5 protein-coding genes are annotated in these 24,929 nt (G+C 44.7%); 4 read left to right on the top strand and 1 reads right to left on the bottom strand.

The features are described from left to right. The first annotated feature begins 138 nt into the window (after window positions 1-138). The 3 genes from QV280_RS15820 (at window position 139) to QV280_RS15810 (ending at window position 23,518) form a co-directional block, all read left to right on the top strand. Window positions 139-19,872, top strand: a complete 19,734-nt coding sequence (locus QV280_RS15820) for a retention module-containing protein (protein WP_253912527.1) — start codon at window positions 139-141, stop codon at window positions 19,870-19,872. A 195-nt stretch (window positions 19,873-20,067) separates the two neighbouring features. Further along, window positions 20,068-22,428, top strand: coding sequence for a Lon protease family protein (locus QV280_RS15815; RefSeq protein ID WP_152820007.1), 2,361 nt, complete (start codon window positions 20,068-20,070; stop codon window positions 22,426-22,428). A gap of 403 nt (window positions 22,429-22,831) precedes the next feature. After that, the gene (locus tag QV280_RS15810) at window positions 22,832-23,518 is read left to right on the top strand and encodes a MaoC family dehydratase (RefSeq protein WP_023403090.1); all 687 of its coding nucleotides are present in this window, start codon (window positions 22,832-22,834) and stop codon (window positions 23,516-23,518) included. A 79-nt stretch (window positions 23,519-23,597) separates the two neighbouring features. Here QV280_RS15810 and QV280_RS15805 read toward each other — a convergent pair whose 3' ends face one another. Next, the gene (locus QV280_RS15805) at window positions 23,598-24,419 is read right to left on the bottom strand and encodes a phosphate ABC transporter substrate-binding protein (RefSeq protein WP_023403091.1); all 822 of its coding nucleotides are present in this window, start codon (window positions 24,417-24,419) and stop codon (window positions 23,598-23,600) included. A gap of 155 nt (window positions 24,420-24,574) precedes the next feature. Between QV280_RS15805 and QV280_RS15800 the strand changes: the two genes are divergently transcribed. After that, complete coding sequence (locus QV280_RS15800) at window positions 24,575-24,928, top strand: DUF3024 domain-containing protein (protein ID WP_023403092.1); 354 nt, start codon at window positions 24,575-24,577, stop codon at window positions 24,926-24,928. The last annotated feature ends 1 nt before the right edge of the window (window position 24,929 follow it).

The following is a 24,929-nucleotide window of genomic DNA, read 5'->3' as shown; positions in this document are numbered from 1 at the left end:
TAAATGTTCAATAAAGGGTTTTATATTATTTTTTGATTGTTAAAATGTGATGTAAGTGAAGTGCTATAACAACACAGTTGTATTGTGGAGTACTGCCTCGATGATGGATTATTCAGGCAGAAGACAAGGATGTAGGTTATGAAAGAGCAAATACTGATCACGGATGTATCTGTTATAGAAGCATTGGGCAATTCGGTCGTCATCAACGCATCTAGCCCGGCAAAACAAATTCAAAAAGGCGACACGCTCCAAAAAGGGGATGTGTTGTTGATAGGTGAAGATGCCAAAGTCATGGTGCAATATGGCGCTAAGGCCGAAATCTTCAATCAAAACTGCGCAGTATGTGTGGCTAGCGTAGGCCCAGAACAATCATCAGTTCTCGCATCATCAGATTTACGCTCATCTCTCGAGTTACAAGATCACCCCTCTCAATATAACGAGCAAGATATTGCTGCGGTTCAAGAAGCGATCTCTCGTGGAGAAGATCCGGCTGAGATACTGGATACTTTGGCAGCAGGACATAACGTCGATGCACAAAATTCTGCAAACGGCGGTTTTGTTAGTGTCGATATGGATCACGTTGAAACTCGACCAGAAACACTGTTTGAAACCGATGGCGTATTAATTGAGGTTGAAGATGTAGAAGACGATGGTTTAACTATCAATTTTGCCGATGGTGGTGGTGAGATTAATACTGCTCTTGCTGAGGGGTCGTTAACGGCTGCTACGTATCCGCAAACGACAGTAGGTAGTGTCGTTGTCGAACAAGCTACTTTTGCCTTAGATCCGGATACATTTACCGTTGTTCCCGTTGATGTAGACGCGGTACTGGCAGAGCTAAATGCTCATATTACCTCAGGCGGTGAGGCGGTGAGTTTTGTCTACGATGAGGGGCTAAATGCGCTGGTAGGTACGCTTAATGGGTTAGAAGTGATCTCTTTTACCATTGCTGAAACCGTACTCGATAGTGGTATCGAGTTAAGCGTGACGACCTTAGTTTCACAGCCTATCGACCATCTGGATGTGAACGGTCAGTATGTCTCTATTGCTAATGATCAGCTCAGTGTTAACTTTGCCATTACTGGTGAGGATATCAGTGGCTTTGAACTTATCGACCCGGTGCAGTTTAGTGTAGTGGTATCCGATGGAGACAACGCCCTTATCGATGCGGTTGTTTCAGATGAAGTAGAATCTAACGGGGCCAGTGTTAACGTTATTTCTGGTGAGTTGTATCAGCTGGGAAGTGATGGCTTAGATAGCGTGGTGTTTGATGCACAGAGTTTGGCCTTATTTGATGGATTGCTGTCGAATAATTCACAAACTCAAGTACAGCTCAGTGACGATGGTACTACCTTGACGGTGGTATTGCGTGACGACCCATCGAGTAAAGTGTTTGAAATTACGTTAGATCGTAACGGCGGTTATTCGTTAGAAGCTTTTCAAGCCATAGAACAAAACAGCCTAGAAACCTTAAGCGTTGCTCTGCCTGTCACAGTGACCGACAACGATGGTGACATTAGCAAAGGCTTTTTAACTTTAGGTTTAACCGACGGTAATGACTTAAGCATCAATAGCGTGATTGCGCCAACCGCTAATGAGGACGAAATCGGAATCACTTCGCCATCTTCTTCCGGTGACATTGGTCTTATTCAAGGCAGTGATGATGTTGAGTCCATTATTATTGCACCTTCAGTACTGCTTGATAGTGCATGGAACCAATTAACGTCCAATGGCGAAGCAACAGGCTTGCGCCTTGAAGAATCCACAGTTCAACAAAACGGCGTTGGGGATTTAGTTAAAGATAAGCTGGTGGTGTATCTAGAAAGCGATCCGACCAGCGTGGTTTTAGAAGTTATCGTCAATGTAGACGGCACCTATCAAGTCTATCTAAAACAAGCCCTAGACCAAGATAGCCAAAACCTGACTTCTCTTGATGTCCCTGTGATAGCTGTTGATACCGATGGTGATAGCAAACAAGAAACCATCTCTTTGGAGATTGCCGATGGCAGCGATCCAACCGGTCAAGATAGTTTGCTTGATTACATTGAAATCGAAGACGAATTTAGCACCTCTCGTGAGATTGTTTTCACTCAAGGCAGTGACAAAATTGCCGATATTTCTTTTGAAGCGAGTGTGGTGGATGACGCCACGTGGCAAGGTATCGTAAGTAACGGTGAGCAAACCTCAGTAACGTTTGTGGATAATAAAACCATTCAAGTCAATACCGTCAATGGCGATCCAGTCTTGCTAGTCACTATTGATAATACGGGTAAATATACGCTGACTCAGTATCGCGCTATTGAGCAAGATACGGATGTATTAAATCTGATTATTCCTACCACCGCCACTGATACCGATGGCGATTCAGTGACTCAAAACATCACTATTACCGTGCGTGATAACATCAGTCCAACAGGTGACCCAAGCGAGGTGAGTTACACCGAAACGGGCAGTGTTGGGCAAGCCAATCAAGGTCAAATTGATTTTTCGGTGTTTAGTGATGCCATCGAAACGGTGCAATTTTTACCCTCAAGCATTGTGGCGCCAATTTGGGCCGATCTGACTTCTAATGGCGAAGAGACCAGCGTTAGTTTGTCCAGTGACGGCACTGTATTAACCGTATCAACCGCCACTCAAGACGTGCTTATTGTCAGCATTGGCGTTGACGGCAGTTACAGTATTGTGCAAAACGCAGGGCTTGATCACCCAAGTGCCGGCGATCTATCTGATAATTTATTAGTGTTACCTATCAATGTATTAGCCACTGATTATGATGGTGATACTGCCTCAAACGTGGTTTCGATTAACATCACCGATGGCGCCGATCCACAGGCTGCTAACAGTAGCATTCAATATATCGAACTTGGCGAAATAGTGAGAACCGTTTCGGCTCAAGTAGTGATTACTAAGGGTTCGGATGCCATAGATACTGTGGTGATTGACCCTGAAATCATTAATGACCCTAACTGGTTAGGTATTACTAGCGGTGATTTGGACACAGAGATTCGCGTCGATGGAAATGCGTTGACCGTTTATTATCTCGATGCTGGCAACAATGAAGTGCAAGTGCTCAACGTGAGTATTGCGCTAGACGGCACTTATACTGTGGTGCAGTCCAAACCGATAGACCAAGATCCGACGACCGATTCTATCTTGCTCGACATTCCTGTGCTCGTCACGGATACCGACCAAGATACTGCCAATGCCAATATCGCCTTAACCATCATAGATGGTGCTCCGCCAGTGGTGAGCGATAAAACCATCGCCTTCACTGAAAAAGCCACGGAACAAAGTTTTTACGATCAATTTTTAATTGTGGTGGCTGATGACCCGATTGAGACTGTGGTATTTAATGTTGATGCGTTAAACGCAGATCCTATTTGGGATGGTTTGGTGAGTAATGATTTACCACTGAGTTTTTCTTTAAGCAACAATGACACTTTACTGACACTGTATGTTACCGGCGATACCAGCAATAAAGTGCTTGAAGTTGAACTGGAAGATCTGGCGGGCAACTTTAGAGTCACACAATTTCAAGCCTTAGATCATAGCGTGTTAGAGACTTTGCTATTGGATCTAAGAGTGGACGTATTTGATACCGATGCGTTAGACAGCGAACCGCAAATTGCCAATATCAGGATTGAAATCACCGATGGTGACAATGCCACTGTCACGCCGAGCACTGCGCCATTGATCACCGAAACAGGTCAAGAGATCACTGTCTCGGGCACAGTAAATGTGCAGCAGGGAAGTGACGATGTATTTAGTGTGGTGTTTGATAAAACCAGCATTGAAAACGATACTGATTGGACAGGGCTGTTAAGCAACAATAGCAGTCTAGAGGTCAGTGTTACTGGCAATAATCTGGTTGTCTATGTGTCAGGTGACAGCAGTAATTTAGTACTGGAAGCCACCATCAATGCAGATGGTAGTTACACTGTCACTCAATATCAGGCGTTGGAACATAATGGCACTGATTCTATCTCATTAACCTTGCCTGTGATTGTCACCGATACCGATAATGATTCAGTCTTTACCGACATTTCTTTGCAGATAGAGGATGGGGACGACCCTGTTATCGTCAATGCGAATGTTGAATTGTTTGATGACGCGACTGATACGCCAACCGCAGCGACAGGAAATGTGGGCTTAGTGGTTGGCAGTGACGTCATAGAATCGATGAACGTTACCTTAACAGATGCTGAATTGGCAGCATGGTCCAATATTGAAAGCAACGGTCAAGCAACCACCTTAGAGGTGGCATCGGGGCAATTATTGTTGACCTTAGATGACGGTACCGAAGTATTAAAGCTGGAAATTGGTTTGGATGGGCAGTATTCAGTTACGCAATTTTTGCCTATCGACCAACCTGCTTCCAACCAAAACCTATTGTCGGTGACGGTAACCGCAACTGATGCGGATCAAGATGATGATAGCTCTGTGATTAGCATTACTATCAATGATGGTGTTGATCCAACTTCAACGGCTAGCGTGAGTACGCCACTGGATGAAAATGACATCAATGACCCCGATCAGGTGGCCAAAACAGGCAATATTGGCCTGACCGATGGTGTGGACGATTTTGCCAGTGTGGTGTTTAACGCCAGTGTGGAACAAGATGCCACTTGGCTTGCGCTTCGCAGTGACAATCAAGCCACAGAAGTCAAACTCAGTGATGACGGCACAACGCTGATTGTACATCTGCAAGGGGATGAAACGGCAATTGTGCTGACCACCACTATTAACTTTGATGGTAGCTATAGCATTCAACAATTGCGCGCATTAGAGCAAGACGTTGACAGCAATGTGAATGATTTAACTCTGCAAGTTGATGCGACCGATACCGATGGCGACGTGACTTCAACGACCATATCGGTTCCCGTCACCGATGGCGCAGATCCGAGCATTGTCAATGACAGCATCACTGTGGAAGAAGACCAAATTGGCGACCCTGATATTCAACCCCAACCTGGGGATCTTGGTTTAGTCAAAGGGACGGATTTAGTTGAATCAGTCGTGATTGATGATTCGGTATTGACCAACTTGGACTGGACATCCATTACCAGTAATGGCAATGGTGTTACCTTAGAACTGTCATCGACAAATCAGCTGAATGTGGATGACACCTTGCTTATTAGCCGCACCGATAACGACGCTCCGGTACTAAAAATCATCGTCAACATTGATGGCACATACAGCATTGAATTGTTTGAGCCTATAGATCAATTAAGCGGTGATTCTGTTACTTTGTCGCTGCCTGTTTCGGCAAACGACGCCGATGGTGATAGCTCGCAAGCAAATATTATTGTGACTGTGAATGACGGCGCGGATCCTAGTGGCGTGGACAGCATAGTCAATTTGCAAGAAACCACAGGCGTTGTTAGCGAAGGCAACCAAATCGTCTTTAGCGCAGGCAGTGAAGATATTGCCGATATCTCTTTTGATCCTGACGTGGTTTTAGATTCAGTGTGGAACGGGTTACAAACCAACGGCGAAGGGGTGACGGTTACATTAACGGACAGCAAAACTCTAGTTGTATCTTCGACATCTGGGGCTGAAGTATTAAAAGTAGTGATTGATAACGAGGGGAATTACCTTGTCACTCAATCTAAGCCAATTGAACAAGACTCAACGACCGATCTGACCAAGCTCATACTGCCCGTTATCGCCAGTGACTCTGAAGGAGATTCTGGTACGGCAAACATTACTATTAATATTACGGATAATATTGCACCTTCCGCGCCGCTAAGCCCAATCGCCTACATTGAAACCGGTGAAAGTGGCCAAACTAATACCGGAAATATCTTGTTTACCCCTGGCAGTGATGCTGTAGAAACCTTAGTCATTGATGACAGCGTTGAAAGTGATGCTATATGGGGCGCATTGACCAGCAATGGCGTAGCCACCGACTTAACATTGGATGCAACGGGTAAAGTTCTAACGTTATCTACCTCAAGTGGCGTGGATGTTCTAGTGCTGACACTTGCCGATGATGGCAGTTATTCCTTAGTGCAAAACGCCGCTCTTGATCAGTTTGCTGCCAGTGATATGAGTGAACTGTTAGTGCCTGTGATTGCCACCGATTACGACCAAGATTCAAACTCGGCAAATATCAGTATTAAGATCACCGATGGCGACGATGCCACTGTCGAGGCCAGCAGTATTTCATTGGATGAAGATGGGGTTGCCATTAATACGGCAACCGATACTGGTAGCATTAATTTGCAAAAAGGCAGTGATGCCATTAAATCGGTCGAGTTTACTCTTAGCGACGCGCAACAAACGGCGTGGGAATCATTAACTAGCAATGGGCAAGACACGCAACTTGTTATCTCTAGCAATGGTTTGACCGTACAACTGACCGATGGTACGCCTGTATTAACTTTAACTATCGATATTTCAGGCTCTTATACGGTCACTCAACTGCAAGCGCTAGACCAAACGGCAGATGTAAATGCATTGCAAGTGGGCGTTGCCGTTACCGATACTGACTTAGATGTGGTCGCGACCACTATTGATATCACCATCAATGATGGCGATGAATTTGCGCTCTCTGTTGATGAAGCGCTGTGGAATGAAGACAGCATTGGTGATGCACTGGTGCTGCCAATTACGGGCAGTTTGGGTTACCAAGGCAGTGACGCAATTTCGAGCGTGGTATTGGAACTCTCACCTGAGCAACTTAGCGCGTGGCAAAGTATTACCAGCAATGGTGAAGCAACCGTTTTAACCATTACTGATACAGGCATTACTGTGACCACCTTGGGCGGTGATGATGTGTTGGTGATTTCGGTCGATACAGACGGCACCTATACGCTCAATCAGTTAGCCGCCATTGACCAAGATGAAAACGACGCACTCAATCCCGATACCTTAGTGTTAGATGTGGGGGTTGCGGTTACCGATACCGATGGTGATGTCACGCGCGCACCGATTTCTTTCTCCATTAGTGATGGTACTGACCCCGTCATCGTAAATGATATTGCCGATCTGTTGGAAAATGATATTGGTGATGTGACCAAGCAGCCATTTGCCGGCGATTTATCATTAGATGCAGGCAGTGATGCTGTGGTCAGTATTGCGATTAACGAAGATGTGGTTGCACTAGATAGCCCTTGGCAAGACCTCACCAGTAACGGCCTTGCTACTAATGTTGCTTTATCATCCACCCATCAAAGCAGCATCAACGACACTTTAACCGTATCACTTGCCGATGGTACGGTAGTGATGAAAGTGATCGTTGGTATTGATGGTTTGTACAGCATCGATTTGAGAGAGCCCCTTGATCAAGACATCAATAATTTAACCGAGTTAAGTATTAGCGTTGATGTCAAAGACAGCGATTTAGATGTGAGCTCTGCAACCATAAGCGTTAAGGTCACAGACGGTACTGATCCAAGCGGTAGCAATAGTGAGATTATTCTCAACGAAATTTCTGGCGTGCAATCCGATAGCGGGCAGATTGATTTTGTTGCGGGTAGTGAAGATATCCAGAGCTTGAGTTTCAATCCAGACGTGGCGTTAGATGCTACATGGAATGGATTGCTTAGCGAAGGCTTAGCAACAGAGGTAGTGCTATCCAATAGCAATAAAACGCTAACAGTTATTGTTGATGGCGACCCAGATCAGAAAGTACTTGAAGTGACCATTGATGATGATGGCGAATATGTTGTCACTCAGTTTAAACCGATAGAACAAGACGCGCTTTCCAATCTTACTGATCTCATACTGCCAGTGTTGGCGAAAGATTCAGACGGTGACAGTGGCACAGCCAACATCAACATCAAAATCAATGATGCGGGTAATCCTGTTGGCTCGGATATCAATGTCAATTTCAAAGAAGAGGGTTTGCCGCTTGAAATCAGCGATCAGCAAATTGTCTTTACTCCGGCTAGTGATTCTATTGAAACCTATCAATTGGACGCCAGTTCCATTGCAGTAGATGCCTGGAACAACCTCACCAGTAATGGCGCTGCCACCTCGGTAAGCATAAGCGGCAATACTTTGTCGGTGATTTTAGCCGATGGCTCAGATGCGGTGGTATTACAGTTGGTTCTTGCCGATGACGGCAGTTTTAGCGTTAAGCAAAACTTGCCTCTTGACCAAGATGTGACCAGCAACGTCAATGAGCTCTCGGTGAGTGTGATTGCCACCGATTTTGATGGTGATAGTGATAGCGCAGACATAAAACTTAAGATCACAGACGGTATTGATCCCGAAATACTGGACGCCACATTGAATTTTGTCGAAGTGATCGACGGATCATCTTTTACTGGCACTATGACCATCAATAAAGGCATTGATGATATCGCTAGTGTTAAATTTGCTGATTTAGCGGACGATTCTCCTTGGAGCTCCATTACCAGTGACGGTCAACCCACAAACTTAAGCATTAACACCGATAAAACAGAGATTACTGTCTATAAAGACGGTGATCTTTCGCAATTGGTGCTAGTGGTGAAGATTGCTGCCGATGGTACCTACACCATTACCGAATACGACGCGGTTGACCAACCCGTTGATGGGCCGTTAGCCCTTGAGCTTGATGTGGTGGTGACTGATACCGATTTGGATGTGGATACGGGCACGCTAAAACTGAACATTTCTGATGGCGCGGATCCCGTGGTATTGGATGGTGCGATTGATATTGTCGAGATTTCCGGTGAGCAAACTTTTTACGAAAGCTTTGTGATTACCCAAGGTACAGATGAAATCATTGCGGTGACGTTTGGCGATAGCATTGAAACAGCCGTTGAATGGAGCGGATTGGTCAGTAACGACTTAGCCACTAGCGTAGCGGTGACCAATAGCCCGAATAATAACTTGCCAGGTAACACCTTAATTACTGTTTATATTGGCAATGATCCAACTAACAAAGTTCTGGAAGTTGAAATTCTCGACCTTGAAGGGAACTACCGAGTCACTCAATTCCAAGCACTTGATCATGAAAGTTTAGAGAAGTTAATACTCAATATTCCTATTTTTGTTGAAGACAGTGACGATCAAACTGAACCAGTAGGAGCAAAAATAGCGCTGACTATTTCTGATGGTGACGATCCAGTGCTAAGTAGCGATACACAAGCGTGGAATGAAGACGATATTGGTGTCGCTTTCCCTATTTTCTCTGATCTAAATCTTGTGACTGGCAGTGATGATATCAGCAGTGTCCGCTTTGAATTGACCACAGACCAGCGCAGCGCATTGGAAAACTTAACAAGCAATGACTTAGCCACAGACGTTGTCGTGACAGATAAAAGCATAGTGGTCAGCCAATCAGGCCAAGATGTGTTAGTGGTGACCTTAAAAGACGATGGCTCTTATTCCATTGAGCAAAAACGACCACTTGATCAGGACGCAACAGATAAAACCAATTTAGTGTTTGATGTGGTGGTGGCAGACAGTGATGGTGACGACAATATTGATCCTATCACCAACAGGCCGCCTTCTGTGATTGATATTACCATTACTGATGGCAGTGTGATTGAGTCTGATGATGCCAACCTTGCTTGGGATGAGGACGATATTGGCGTTGCAGGCTATGAGGTGGAAGGGGATCTGAATTATCAAGGCAGTGATGCCATTGATAGTGCGGTGATCAGCTTAACGACTGCGCAGCTAACGGCGTGGCAAGCCATTACCGTTAATGGTCAATCCACAACGCTAGAACAAACAGACCAAGCCTTAATTGTACGTTCGGCTGGTGTGGTGGCTCTGCAACTGACCCTCAATAGTGACGGCACTTTTAAGTTGGAGCAATTCCTCGCCGTTGACCAAGCCAACAGTGGCGGTGATGAAACTTCACTTAGTGCAGGTGTGGTATTTACCGATACCGATGGTGATACTGCAAATTCAACCATTACTGTCACCATTGACGACGGCACTGATATTAAGTCAAGTGATGTGACTGAGGGCTGGAATGAAGATGAAAGAGGCACAGATACACAGCCAATAGAAGGGGACATAGGTCTGACTTTGGGTGCTGACGTGCTCGCCAGTTTAGACTTTGTGCTTGATGCGGCGCAACAAACCCAGTGGCAATCCATTACCAGTAACGGACGTGCAACCAGCTTGGTGGTGAGTGAACGTTCAATTGAAGTGTTTGATGGCACTACTTTGGTATTGTCGATGAGCATGGATATTGCGGGTAACTACAATATTGAACAATTTGCTGCCATTGATCAGACTGCTGCTAACGATCTGCTTGAGCTTTCAGTAGGGGTGAGCGCGATTGATGCCGATAACGATGAAACACTCAGTGAGATCGTACTGGAAATCGAAGATGGCGCAGATATTGGGCTGACGGCCTCTACGGTGCGCATCAATGATAATTCCCTTGATGCTACGCCATCTATTGGGGATTTAGATCTCACCGATGGTAGTGACGCACTGGTTAACCTTGCGTTTAATTTGGCAAATGGTCAATTGAATCAATTAGGGGCGTTAACCAGTAATGGTAAAGAGACTGAATATACGATCACCGAAGATAATACTCTGATCACGCTTTCACTCAGTGAAGCACCGAACACGTCAGTGTTGACCATTAAGCTTAATCAGGACGGCACCTATGTGGTCGATCAAATCCAAGCAATTGACCAAACGGCAAGCAATGATAGATACATTTTAAACTTGAATGTGGATGCTACCGATACCGATGGTGATGTGACCAGTGTGAATGCCAGAGTGAGAATCGACGATGGTGATGATCTTACTTTCACCGATGCCGCTATCTCTCTGCAATGGAATGAAAATAATATTACTGGCGGAGTAGATTTCCCAGTCACTGGCGATGTGGGGTTAACCCAAGGGGCCGATGCGATAGCCTCGGTGGTGTTCTCATTAAGTAGCAGTCAGCAATCTGCGTGGGATGGATTAACCTCCAACGGCATTGACACTAAAGTTGTGATTAGTGCAGACGGACAAACCTTTAGTCTAGTGACCGATGACACTAATTTAACCCCTGTATTTGTCGGCACTATCGGTCTCGATGGCAAATACAGCTTTGAGCAGCTGCAAGCGTTAGACCAAGTTGCCTCGGATGATTTTAATCGCTTAGGTGTCACCGTTGAAGCTACCGATAGCGACAATGACACAGTCACTAAAGAGATCAGCATCAACATAGAAGATGGTACCGATCCAAACTCGGACGACCAAGTGACGGCTGTCGATGAGAACCTCATTCTTGACCCAGATGCAGCTCCTGTCACGGGCAGTGTCGATTTAGTTAAGGGGATTGATACGGTTGCGACAGTAAAATTTGATGCTTCATTGAGTACAGATTTGGCGTGGGGGTCACTGCTCAGTAACAACCAGGCGGTTGGCTTACTGTTAAGCGGAGATGGCACCACTTTTACCGTGCATATTGCGGGCGACACCAGTGATGTAGTGCTGGTGGCAAGCATCAACTTAGACGGATCTTATTCCATTGAGCAATTGCAAGCTCTTGAGCAAGACAATACCGCTTTGGATATTAACGACCTTACCTTGATTGTGAATGCGACCGATACGGATGGGGATGTCTCAACCGCTGAAATCAACGTCAAGATTGCCGATGGCACTGATCCTCAAGTGAATGTTGTGCCGGCAGTGACACTGGCGGAGAGTAGTATCGACCAAGGTGATACAGGCGTGCCACCAATCCAAGGCGGTAAAGATCCTGATGCGAACCTAGAGAGTGCTAGTTCAAGCGTCACTTACCTACAAGGCAGTGACGATGTTGAAGCCTTTTATTTAGATACCGCCAATGTGAGCGCCACTTTTGCCGATGGTAGCGGTACTGTCGCACTGACGTATCAAGGCCAACCGATCACCTTTATTGTGGTTGCCGGCGGCTATATGGGCGTAGCATCGGTAAATGGTCAACAGCTGGACATTCTGTCTATCCAAATCAACAACGACTTAACCAGTTCTGACTTTGGCCAATTTGATTTTGAGTTAATACGAGCCATTGATCACCCAATCTCTGGTCCTGATACCAATCCAGATTCTGCTGATACCGTTAACATTGTATTGCCTATCTATGTGCAAGATATGGATGGGGATAATTCTCCAACCAAAGACTTAGTGGTCAGCGTGGTGGATGATGTGCCAGAGGTGATTGAAAAATCCTTTACCGTGACTGAGGGAGATGCTGCTTCAACTATTAATGTGTTGAAACAGAGCGGCCTCGAAACTGAAGGCGCAGATGATGGGGCATTAACCCAGATTCAAATTGGCAGTACGGTTATCTCCATTGATCCTAGCGGCGGTTTCCAAAGCTTTAATTTGTATAGCGACGGTAGCGATCCTGCTAATCCGATTGATGCAGACTCTCTGATGGGGGTATTAGAGGTTAACCCTGATGGGCGAATCCGATTCACCGCAGAGGATGACGTTAAGCAAACAGGAGACTCTGTTGTCATTGATGTACAAGTGACAGCAACCGATGGCGATGGCGATACCAGTACCAAAGCAATCAATATCCAAGTGGATGATATTACTTCACAAATCACTTCAACTGGAGCAAGTGGCAGTGAAGATGCAGGTCGAAGCGTCACTCAAAATGACACTAACGCTCAGGATAATCTTCCTGTAGGTGATGCGCCAATCAAGGTCAATATCAGTGTTAACACAGACGATTTTGATAATAACGAAGAGCTTGGCGCGATTACAGTAAAAGGGGTAGATGCCACAGAAGGTGATTTTTATTACTTCAACGGCATTAATTATGTAGCGCTGACCGTTAATGGCTCAGAAGTGACCCTCAGTAAAGATCAGCTGATGGTATCAACGCTAGATAATGAAAACTGGAATGTGGAGAATTTATTCTTTGTTCCGGCGCGAAATCAAGGTTCAGAAGGCACTGATTATTCTTATGACATCAGTGTTGAGGTGTATCGAAATAATGCCCTTAGCGAAACGTTAGATGGCAGCTTAGCCGTTGAGGTAAAAGCCATTGCCGATTCCGCAACATGGGAGCCATCAGCGGGTAATTTCGAAGTTACGGTCGATGAAGATGGTGACGATGCGATTTTACAAATCTTGGCGCAAACCCAAGACCAAGACGGCTCTGAAACCATTACCTATGAAGTGAGCTTTGTTGAAGAACTAGGCCATCAACTGTTGATCGATGGCGTAGTGCAAACGCCTAATGGCTTTGGATTGTTTGTTATCTCTGCTGATGATATTGGTAAGGTCACGGTGAATCCAACTGAGAACTGGAGTGGCACCATTTCTGTAAAAGTGGTCGCTATTACCACTGAATCCGATGCTAACGCTTTAGTACCTGAAGCTCGCTCTGAAGAGCGCTTCTTTAGCATCAAGGTCAATCCAATCGCGGATGACGGCGCTATGGTACTTACCCGTATTCAGTTAGAAGAAGATACCACCACCACTTTAGATCAACATATTAAGCTTAGCCCAAGCCAAGATCTTGACGGTTCAGAGCAATTATTGGTGCAAATTTCTGGGCTAGCAGACAGCAATGGCAACTTAGCCACGTTAACTTGGCTTGGAGACCCTGCGGATAACCCGATCACTGAGATCTCCACTGGGGTATACGAAATCCCTTATGACATGCTTTCGCAAGTGCAGTTTACCCCTTACTTAAACAGTAACGTCGATTTTAATATGACGGTGGTAGGGATTATTCGAGACTTTGCCCAGCAACTGGAAAACATTGATGAGACCACAGGTACAGGTACGTCTGTTACGGTCAGCAATGATAAAATTATAGATTCTCGACAGTTGGTGGTTGATCTTAAAGGCGTCGCAGATTTTCCAACCATTAATATAGATGGACTGGGCGATACGTGGCACCCAATTTTAGATGGCGAAGGAAATGCGGTAGGTGTTGAAACGTTAATCGATGAAAATAGCGACGTGCCATTGAACTTTAAAGTGTTTAGTGGAGAGCTTGCCGATACGCCGTTAGATGATTCCGAATCAGTGACGGTTTTGATTTCCAATATTCCCGATGGCGTAAAAGTACTTGATAGCGAGAACAACGAAGTTGACCTGTTGTTTGTTGGTTATGACTCGTCAGGTGGGCCAATTTATCAAGCGAACCTTACCGAAGCGGGCGTTGATACAGGTATCATTTTAAGACCTATTCCTTCATTTACCGGCAATATCGATCTTAAGGCAACTTTAGTTGTTACCGAAAGTGATGGTGATACCAAGATCATTGAAGGTGATATTTTCATCAAGGTTCAGCCAGTGATTGATGCCAAAGATGGGTATCAGCGCACTTCTACAGGCAACGAAGACAGCTTTATTGAAATTGATTGGCACCCTTCAGATGCGGATTATCCTGACTCTGATGAGGTGATTAAATTAGTCACACTGTCGGGTTTTCCTGCCGGTTCTGAAGTGAGAATTGACGGCGTAATCACAACGGTTGCAGCTGACGGGCGAATTATCATTTCTGAAAGCAACGGTTTACGTGCACTGCTTAGTGGTTCAGGTATTGTGGAAGTAAAACCGCCTGCCGATGACAGTACTGACTTCCAACTCAGCGTGACCATTGAAGTTTCAGAAGACGACTACGAGTTCACCGACGGTCAAGCTGAGTTTGAAAGTACAGCAACGGCCATCATTAATGGTACGGTGGATGTGGTGGTGCGTCCTGTGGTGGAAAGTGACGCCAATTTATCGGTCACTGATTTAGCTAACCAAGTCACTGGCGATGCGGCAAACCCAATTGTTGCTGATGCCAATGGTATGATTAACTTCACCATCAATGAAGCAAAAGATGATGCGTACAGCGTTAACTTTACTGATTTAGATATTACGCAAATTGAGCAAGACGCATTAGATAAATTAGCCGCAGATCCTAGCGCTATCTTAACCCCAGAGGAAGAGCAGGCATTAGCGCAAAATCCAGATGAAATCGTCGAAGAATTGGTGGTTGATTTCGGAACGCTAGAGCAAGATATTCTGGATCAATTGGTCATCATCGGCGCACTAAATAACGGGGATGGTAAATGGGTTGTTACCGACGAAGATGACTTCACCATTGTTGCTCCTAGCGGGTTAAAAATTGCAGGGGACGGCGACGATGCGTTTTCTAATATCACCATTACTTTTACTGCGTTGGTGTATGACAAAGGTGAAGAGGGCGAACAAAGTGCGCGCGTTCAAAAACGAACCGATGTTACCTTACGCTTCCCTGAGGATGTGGTCGTAAACGATTCATTTGCTGCCGAGTTAGAGGTGAAAACCGAATCTGACGACATCATCATTGGCATAGAAGATACCAATATTAACCTAGGCCAACAATTGATGAGCAAGGACATTCTTGCCACAACGGCGGATAAAGATGATGTCGCCGATTTGTTAACCTTAGTTTTTGCGCAGGCGGATTTACAAGGATTTACGATAGCGGGCGCGGAATTTGATTACACTACCGCAGATTATGTGTTTAAAGGCAACATAGACGAAAACGGTAATGTTCTAGGTTTAGATAATCTGGTATTGGTTCCACCACAAGATTATGCCGGTGATGCACTTCTTGATTTTAGAGCGGTGACCACAGACACCAAATCCGGTGATGAACGATATTTTGATCTTACAATTCCGGTGGCAATTTCTCCGGTGGTGGAGACTTCACAAACACTCAGTATCGCCGTTAAAGGTACTAGTGGATTGGATGCGGATTTTGTCCCTATTGCTGAAGGTGGCACTGAAGTATATCAAGATGATATTGCCTACGAAGATGGTGTGATTCATTTACAAATTGGTGTTGAATCTACTGATATTGATAGCGCGGTGGAACGAGGTGCAGAGCACTATCAAACAGTGACTATCGCCCTTAAAGACCCAAGTGAAGGTGTATTGATTGACCCTGATGGGAATGAAGTGAGTTCATTCACCATGACCTTTGATGCAAGTGATCCAACCGCAATCGAAGATTTCCTGCAAGATGTGCAGTTTAAACCGGCCGAGAATTTCCCTACGGGTGATAACGATAACCTTGTTGAGTTAACCATTTCTGGCACGCTCAGAGATATCACTGATTTTGATCAAACGCCACTTTACGACCATCCATCCAATACTGATGCAGACGTAGCCTTTAGCGGTGAGCTTTCCTTTGAAGTGACCCCTGTGGTTGATGACATTATTGTTGAGGGTGGTGACCGCTCCAACAAGATTGTGATTACCGGTAATGAAGATACGCCTATTTTCTTAGACCAAATTCAGGGCACACCATTTACTATTTCGTTAAAAGATAACGACGGTTCGGAAGAGTTTGTTTCGTTACGTATATCGGGAGTGCCTGATGATTTTCTGGTCAGCTCGTCAAGTGCCTCTGATCCAGACGGATTTACCGTTAAAAACAATGGTGATGGATTCTGGACCATTCAGTTAAACAACCCATCAGTCACTAGCGTTTCCTTTGCGGATTTGGAAATTACGCCTGCGGAGCAATTTAGTGGCATCGTTGATTTAGGCATTGTTGCCTTTACTCAAGAAAAGTTACTCGGCGTTCCAGTGGAGCACAACGCTAGTTTTACTTTGGTGGTTAACCCTGTTGCGGATGAGGTTGATACTGCAATTGTTGATTCGGTTTCTGGCATCGAAAGTGAAGACATTGAGATAAAAATTAATGCGCAGATTATTGATGATGAGTACTCTCTTGCGGGCATAGTGAATGAAGAGAGTGCCCCAGAGACATTGCGGGTTACGGTACTGGATGTGCCAGATGGTGCAAGCATTCGCTTACTTGATGGCACAAGTTTTGTCGACAACGGTGATGGCAGTTGGACTTTAGATATTAATGCTCAACAGTTAGAGAGTATTTTCTTCAACTCTGGCGATAACAACGCCACCAACTGGAATCCTTCACAAATCAAGATTCAGGTTCAATCTGTCGAATATGACGTCAATGGCGTGGAATACACCAATCCTGCCGCCATCACAGAGCAAGTGGTGGACTTGACCATACAAGAAGCCAATGACCAACCACTGTTTGGTGGCGTCACGCCCATAGATGCTATCGAAGACAATGAATATATCATTGATAACCTAAGCATTTCGGACGTTGATGAAGTGGATGATCCTGACGCTATTTATACCTTCATTATAAGTGTTGAAAGTGGCTTATTGAATTTCCAAGATGGCGCAGAAACCTTGTTTGGGGTGCAACTCACCCCTACATCCGATACAGCTGCGACTTCTATTACTGTCGAAGGCACAATCGCCAATATTAACGCGGCCTTGCAAGACGGTGTTCGCTTTAACCCTGACAGCAACTTCAATGGTGATGTCAAAGCGAGCATTTTTGTTGACGATGGTGGCAACTTTGGCATTGTGGCAGAACCGAATGAAAACAGCGCAGACTTTATCATCACTGTACAACCTGAAAACGATCAGCCTCTGTTTGTGGCTATTGCCGATGAGGCGGTTGATGAAGAAGGGACTGTGCTGATTGATTCCATCCAAATCAGCGATATCGATCAAAGCGAATCACCAACAACCCAGTTTAGCGTTACTTTAGAGGTGGATGCAGGTGCAGGTAACTTCAGCTTTAGTTCAGCACCTACTGGGGTAGTCGTTACGCCTGCCACGGGCTCATTGATAGTGCTAACGGGAACGCTCGCGGATATCAATACAGCACTGGCAACTGGCGTTCAATTTACCCCAGAAACAGACGTCACTGGTACATTACCTGTAACGGTTACGGTAAATGATGGCGCAAATGGTGGCATTGTTGATGCAGGTGATTCAAGTACATCAAATACCAATCAAGTGACCTTTGATGTCGTGGTGTCGCCAGTCAACGATGAACCTATTATCACTGGTGCAAGTGATGTCACCACTGATGAAGATGCGAGCGTGCGTATATCGGGCATTCAAATCGATGATCCTGATCTTGCGGACGATGCCACAACCGATTATGTGGTCACTATTGAGGTAACAGATGGTCAATTGGATTTTGATGCTGTCGATAAAACGGCATTCCCAGGTCAAATACAGATCACCAATAACCAGATTGTGATTACTGGACTGGCTGATGATGTGAATACTTTGCTGAGCTCAGGTCTACTGTTTAACCCATCCAGTGATTATACCGGCACGGTTTCGGCCACCGTTACGGTCAGCGATGGCGGCAATGCCGGCAGTGGCGGGGCGTTAACAGCGACAGAGTCGTTTGATATCACGGTAAATGCGCTAAATGATACCCCTGATATTTCTGATTTACCGACTCTTACTACGGATGAAGATAGCGATCTGCTGATCACCAATATTCAAATTTCTGATGTTGATGAAACGCAGGCGCCAGACGCCATTTACAATGTCACCATTGATGTGGATTCAGGCCAGCTTTCGTTCCTTTCTGACGTAGAAACAACTTATGGCATCACTATCGTGACGGCGACATTGCCTGTTAACAGTGTTGAAATTTCCGGTACGATTTCGCAGATAAATGCCGCCTTAGCCAACGGCATTAATTTTGCCCCGCAGAGCAATAGCTCTGGCAGCGTCAAAACGACGGTACTGGTTGAAGATAACGGCAACTTTGGGGTAGTTAACGACCCTAAATCGCAAACCAAAGAGTTTGATATTGAAGTTTCTGCGGTCAATGACGACCCAATCACTACCTTACCAAGCGATATTACCGTTGATGAGGGGGGCACCACTAAAGTAGAAGGTATTCAAGTTTCTGACGTGGACTATGTGGGCAGTAATGCCAATGCAGACATTGAGGTAGTGCTGAACGTTGATCTTGGCACTATCAATATAGTCACGACAAGCTCTGCTGTGACTATCATTGATAACGACTCCTCATCAGTGACGTTGAGTGGGCCAATTGATGAAGTGAATGCAGTCTTGGCGCAAACCGATGCCTTGCAAGGTGTTTTCTACACCAGTGCGCAATACAGTAATAACGCCGAATTAACCATAGTCACCCGTGATAATGGAATCTTTGACGATGCAGGAACACATGCTCAAGACAGTGATGTCGTGACCATCAATATTACCCCAGTTGCGAATGCGCCAACATTGACTCTAAATAGCGAAAATCAACGTAGCTTGAATACGGTGATCTCAGAGTCGGCGCTGGCTGCAAGAGGGGTACCTTTATTAGGGTTAATGGCGGCACTGACTGACGCAAGTGAAACCTTATCGATTGAGGTGCGAGGTCTGGATAGCGCGCTGACGATCCAATCGGCAAATGGCAGTGTGTTGGTTGGAAACACCACCGGCAGTTGGGTATTAGATGCTGCGGCGCTTAGCGATGCGGTCGTAGTACAGGTTGATCCACTAGTACTGCCATCGTCAGCTGTCAATTTTGATGTGGTGGCCGTTTCTACGGAAAGTGATCCAATGCTCACCGCTGAGTCGAGTGCGATAAGCTACGCCGTTACACTGGTTAGTGATGGCAGTGATTTGGACGCCTCGCTCGCCACAAGTGCCAGTACGCTGGTGGACGATGACCAAAGCTCAAGACTGATAGGCTCGGACTTTGATGATGAGCTGATTGGCGGAGAGGGGAACGATACTCTTATTGGCGGTCTTGGCTCTGATATTTTAACAGGCGGAGATGGCGCGGATATGTTTGTCTGGGAAGAGGTGGATGATAGTCAGTTGGATGTGATCACCGACTTTAATCTTGCCGACGGCGATCAGATTGATTTAGTAGGAGTGTTAGATGAGCTTGAATCGGGCGCAACCCTGGATGAATTGCTAGTCGATTTTGATAACAATCAGAATTTAACGGCCGCTATAGTTGAAAATAGTGATGATGTGCAGATAGAAGTCAGCTCAGACACTGAATCACAATCTATACTGATCAAAGGGTTAAACGACCAATTGAACTATGGAAGCGATCCAGACAAAGACTTACTGACCGCAATGTTTGAGAACCAAGTCTTTAAATACGACGGCAATTAGAGTCAAGCTATGTCATTTAGTACATACTTTGATTGTTAATGTTGGCATGTGAGCACCAAACTGTAAGGTATTGATAACCAATAGTTTGGTGTATCACATTTTAGGTCTCGTACATCTTACGTGTCGTACATTTGGGGCTCTCGTTGGGCATTACACTGACAGTAATCATTCACCATTTCTCACATTGAGGTGACTATGGCTATATCTTCTTTACCCTCTGCAGCGCTTTATCGTGATGCTGACTTAAATCTGCTCTCTAGCAAATCAACCAAAGACATTCCACCGATTGATGAAATTGTAGGCCAAGAGCGAGCGCAATCAGCGGTCGAATTTGCCATGTCAATTCGTGAAAAAGGCTACAACATTTATGCCATTGGCCGCAATGGTTTGGGTAAGCGCACCATGATACTGCGATACCTAAAGCGTCATCCCTTTGATCAGCACCAATTATACGATTGGTGCTATGTCGCCAATTTTGAAGATATACGCGTACCAAAAGTGCTAAAAGTGCCTCGTGGTATAGGGCAAAGTTTGCGCACGGATATCGATAAATTAATGACCAAGTTATTAAAGGCGATTCCACTGGCTTTTGATAACGAAATGTATTTCTCGCGTGCAGATCGTTTAAAAAACCAATTAGCGACTAAGCAAGCGACCGCCCTTGAAGCATTAACCAAAAAAGCCAAAGAAGAGAGCGTCAGTCTCACCATCACTGCGCAAGGTGATTATCAATTTGTCGCGCTGGATGGAGAGGAACCGTACACCGAAGCTTCCTTCGAGTTATTGGATAAAAAGACACAAGCAAAGTTTGATAAAACCATTGATACTCTTGAAGTGTCTCTACGGCACATCATTCGCGATCTTACGGAATGGGAAGAGCAATTTACCGATAAAATTCAGAAGTTGAATGCGGATGTGACGTTAGGTGTTATTGGGCACTTTATCAAAGCATTAAAAGCTAAATATAAAAAACATAGCGAGGTGAAACAGCATTTAGCCGATCTTCAAGCTGATATCGTCGAAAATGTGGATATTTTCCTCGAAGAAGGCGATGAACAAGGTGAAATTGCCACCGCATCTTTAGATAAAAAGCTGCCGCGTCGTTATAAAGTCAATGTGATTGTTTCGCAGCCTAAAGATGAGCTACCGATCATCATTGAAGAGAGTCCAAACTATCATTCACTGTTTGGCTATGTAGAAACGGCCACTTTCAAAGGTACCGTGTTCACCGATTTCTCATTAATCAGGGCAGGGGCTTTGCATAAAGCTAATGGCGGCGTGCTGCTGATGGATGCGGTGAAAGTGCTTGAACAGCCTTATGTGTGGGATGGATTAAAACGTGCTTTGCGCTCTAAAGAACTCAGCTTAACGGCGCTAGAGAAGCAGGTCACAATGACAGGTGCAGTATCGCTTGATCCTGAGCCAATCCCTTTAGATGTCAAAATTATTTTGTTTGGTGATTATCGAACTTATCAATTATTGCAGCATTACGATTCAGAATCTGCTGAGCTATTTAGAGTTACTGCCGATTTTGAAGATGAAATGAAACGAGATCGTGACTCAGAGCTGCACTATTGTCGATTTATCTCCAGCATAGTGCACGACAATAAACTGCTGCATTGCGATAAAAAAGCCATTGCGCGCATTATCGAACACTGCTCACGAATGGCCGCAGATCAAAATAAGATCTCCTTGCATTCAGCCAATACGGCTAACCTATTACGTGAAGCAAACTACATTGCCAGAAGTGCCAAGGCAAACATTATACGTGCTACTCATGTTGAGAAAGCATTGTTAAATCAACTTTCTAGGGTCAGTCGCCTGCAAGAAAATGTCATGGAAACCTTTGTCAATGGCACTACCTTAATTCGTGTCCAAGGTGACGCTATTGGGCAAGTTAATGCACTTTCTGTACTTAGCACTAGTGATCATATGTTTGGTGCGCCTAACCGTATTACCGCGACCACCTCTTTTGGTAGTGGTGAAGTGATTGATATTGAACGTAATGTTGATCTTGGAGGCAGTATTCACTCCAAAGGGGTGATGATATTAACCGCCTATCTTTCGTCGGTTTTTGGTAAAACCGCTAAAATACCCTTAACGACTAATATTACCTTTGAGCAGTCTTATGGCGGCGTAGATGGTGATAGCGCCAGTATGGCTGAGTTTTGTGCTGTGGTTTCTGCCTTTTCAAAACAAGCAAATCGGCAGGATATTGCGATTACGGGTTCAATGAATCAGTTTGGTGAAGCGCAGCCCATCGGTGGAGTGAATGAGAAAATAGAAGGCTTTTTTGACGTATGTAAAATTAAGGGACGCAAGCCAACCCAAGGCGTGATAATTCCGCAATCCAATGTACATAATTTGATGTTACGCGCCGATATTTTACAGGCGGTTGATAAAGGGGAATTTCATATTTGGGCAATAGAGCATGTCTCTGATGCGATTAAATTATTTACCGGTAAAGAGGCGGGCACACCTAGTGATGAAGGCAGTTATCCGATTGATACCATTTATGGCATTGCTCAAGCCAAATTAAATGCGTTGCGTAAATAATTCGTAGTTTTTGCCTAATCATGGATTTTAACCACAAAGTTACCCAAATAGGCTGTGATTTTGGCGACATTAGTTGTGGTTTTAAGGCGATGTCAATATTGATGATCACTTTTTGAGACCGTTAATTTTGTGATGGCGTTTTTAAACAGTGAGGTTTAAGTATCAAAACGAGTTGTTACACTAAAGGTACATTTATTCGCGTTAAAACAAATGTTTAGTGTTATCGATATGCGTCAATATGTATAAAATATTTCATTAATGCTCGGAAATTGTGCATAATTAGAGGTGAAATCTTGATTTTTCTTACTAATTTGCCATGAGGCAACATTCACATGTTGAGTTAAAATGTGATTTAGTTCAAAATCGAGCCCCTATAGCTACCCAAAGCTTCACTGGAGCGTGCATGAAAGTTGTTGATATTCTTAAACACAAACGAGGATCTCTTTCGAGACATCATATGGAGTTTATGGATAAGATGTCCCCTTCTCTTAGAGAGTATTGGAGTGAATTAGTGAGCCGTGCCCATGCACAGCACATTTTTCGCGCGTGGGGGAAAGATTTTCAAAAGCCGGCAGTAAATGAAGAAGTAGCTAATCCCACTCAAGACATCATCGAGATGAAGCCTGAGGCGGAAGCGCTGTATTTAGAGCTATCGCAAAAAATTGGCGAAGAGTTGCACGTGGGAAGCTGGTTTAGCATTGATCAAGAACGTGTCGATGCGTTTGGTCGAGTGACTGAAGATATGCAGTGGATCCATACCGATCCAGAAAAAGCACAGCAAGAGTCTCCTTTTAAATCGACTATTGCGCACGGTTTTCTTACTTTGGCACTACTGCCTCGTTTGTCAGATGCTGTTGATCCTGAGAAACCTTTGTTTCCTACCGCTAAAGTGACCGTTAATATGGGGATGAACAGTGTTCGCTTCCCTTATCCTGTTCGTGTAGGGAGCAACATTCGCGCTCGTAGCAGTTTAGTGAAAGTGACGCCTATTCAAAAAGGTCTTGAGATCACTCGTGAACTGAAAGTGGAGATTGAAGGCGTACGTCGTCCTGCTTGTGTGGCTGAATCGGTGATTCGTTTATACTTTTAATCGATAGCGTAACAACAGATTATCAAAAATGGCCAAAGCTTAGCTTTGGCCATTTTTATATGTACTAATACAGCTAGCGTTATTTATTTAAATGAGCGGTATAGCCCTGATTTTCAATAATAGCGCTGGCTTCTTTAGAGGTAACGTACTTGGCAAACTGCAATGCTGCTTCGTCTTTTAGATCTTTATGATGGAAGATCAAAAAAGGACGCGCTAGTTCGTAACTCTTGTTCAGTAAGTTAACCGAATTTGGCACAACACCGTCAAAGTTGAGTGGTTTAACAGAAGCGTCAATAGACCCCATGCTAATAAATCCGATCGCTTGCGGGTTGTAGCTGATCAAGGTTTTCATCATGCTATTGGTACTAACCACTAAGCTTGTTTGACTAATAGTTGAAACACGGCGGTCGTTTAGCACGCGAGTTAGGCCAACTTGGTCTTCAAATGCGTAACGAGAACCTGAAGACGTTTCTCTAGTCACCACAGCAATGGGACGATCGGCTCCGCCAATCTCTTTCCAGTTGGTAATTTTGCCCGTATAAATTTTAAAGAGTTGTTCACGGGTAATATTATCGACACTGTTTTGTTGGTTCACAACAACGGCTAAACCGTCGTAGGCAAAAGGCAAGACCACTAAATCGTCTTGATACTCTCTTTCGGTTAATAGTCGAGAGCTCATACCAATTTCAGCGACATTATTCTTAACTAAAGAAATCCCTGCTGTAGAGCCAACACCTTGCACTGCGATATAAGTATCTTTATGCGTGTTGTTAAAATTCTCGGCTAAAATATCCATCACTCGCGCTACCGAGGTAGAACCACTGATATTCACTTGAGCTGCGTGTACGTTCGCTATACTCAGTATCAGGCAGACCATTGCCGTGATAATTACTCTAAACATATTCATCCTTCTTCAAACTATAATTACAGATATTGCACAGAGTAAGACGATTGTATTACAAATTAGTGACACTAAATGACCAATGCGTAACATTTTTATGCGATTGTTTGGTGTTTTTGTCAGCAAGTGTGCAACGTCAAATTATGAGGTACACCATGAAGCTATCTGAAATGGAGCAACGGCAAATAATCAAACTGGCCAGTGATGCGTGTTGCTCGCGTAATCACAATGTGTGTGTTGAACTGAGTAAGGCTGAATTTGAATTGTCCGATACGGGTATTGAGTTTTACCACACTCGATTTAAGTTAGATTCTAAACAAGCCGATCATCGCTATTTGGTGGCGAAAATTCTCATTCGTGACAAGGCGTGGACGTTATTAATAGCGCATCGAGATCAACACGACATGTTTGAAGGTTGGCATACACATCCAGCAATCGAAACCCTTGGAAACCAGCTCCACCAACTGATTGCGGAGGTGGAGAATGATCCCCAAGGTTTGATTTGGTAAG

This window comes from Vibrio sp. B1Z05 (assembly GCF_052955985.1).
Note: the sequence above shows the minus strand (reverse complement) of the source record. Positions and strands in the feature narration are given on the sequence as shown.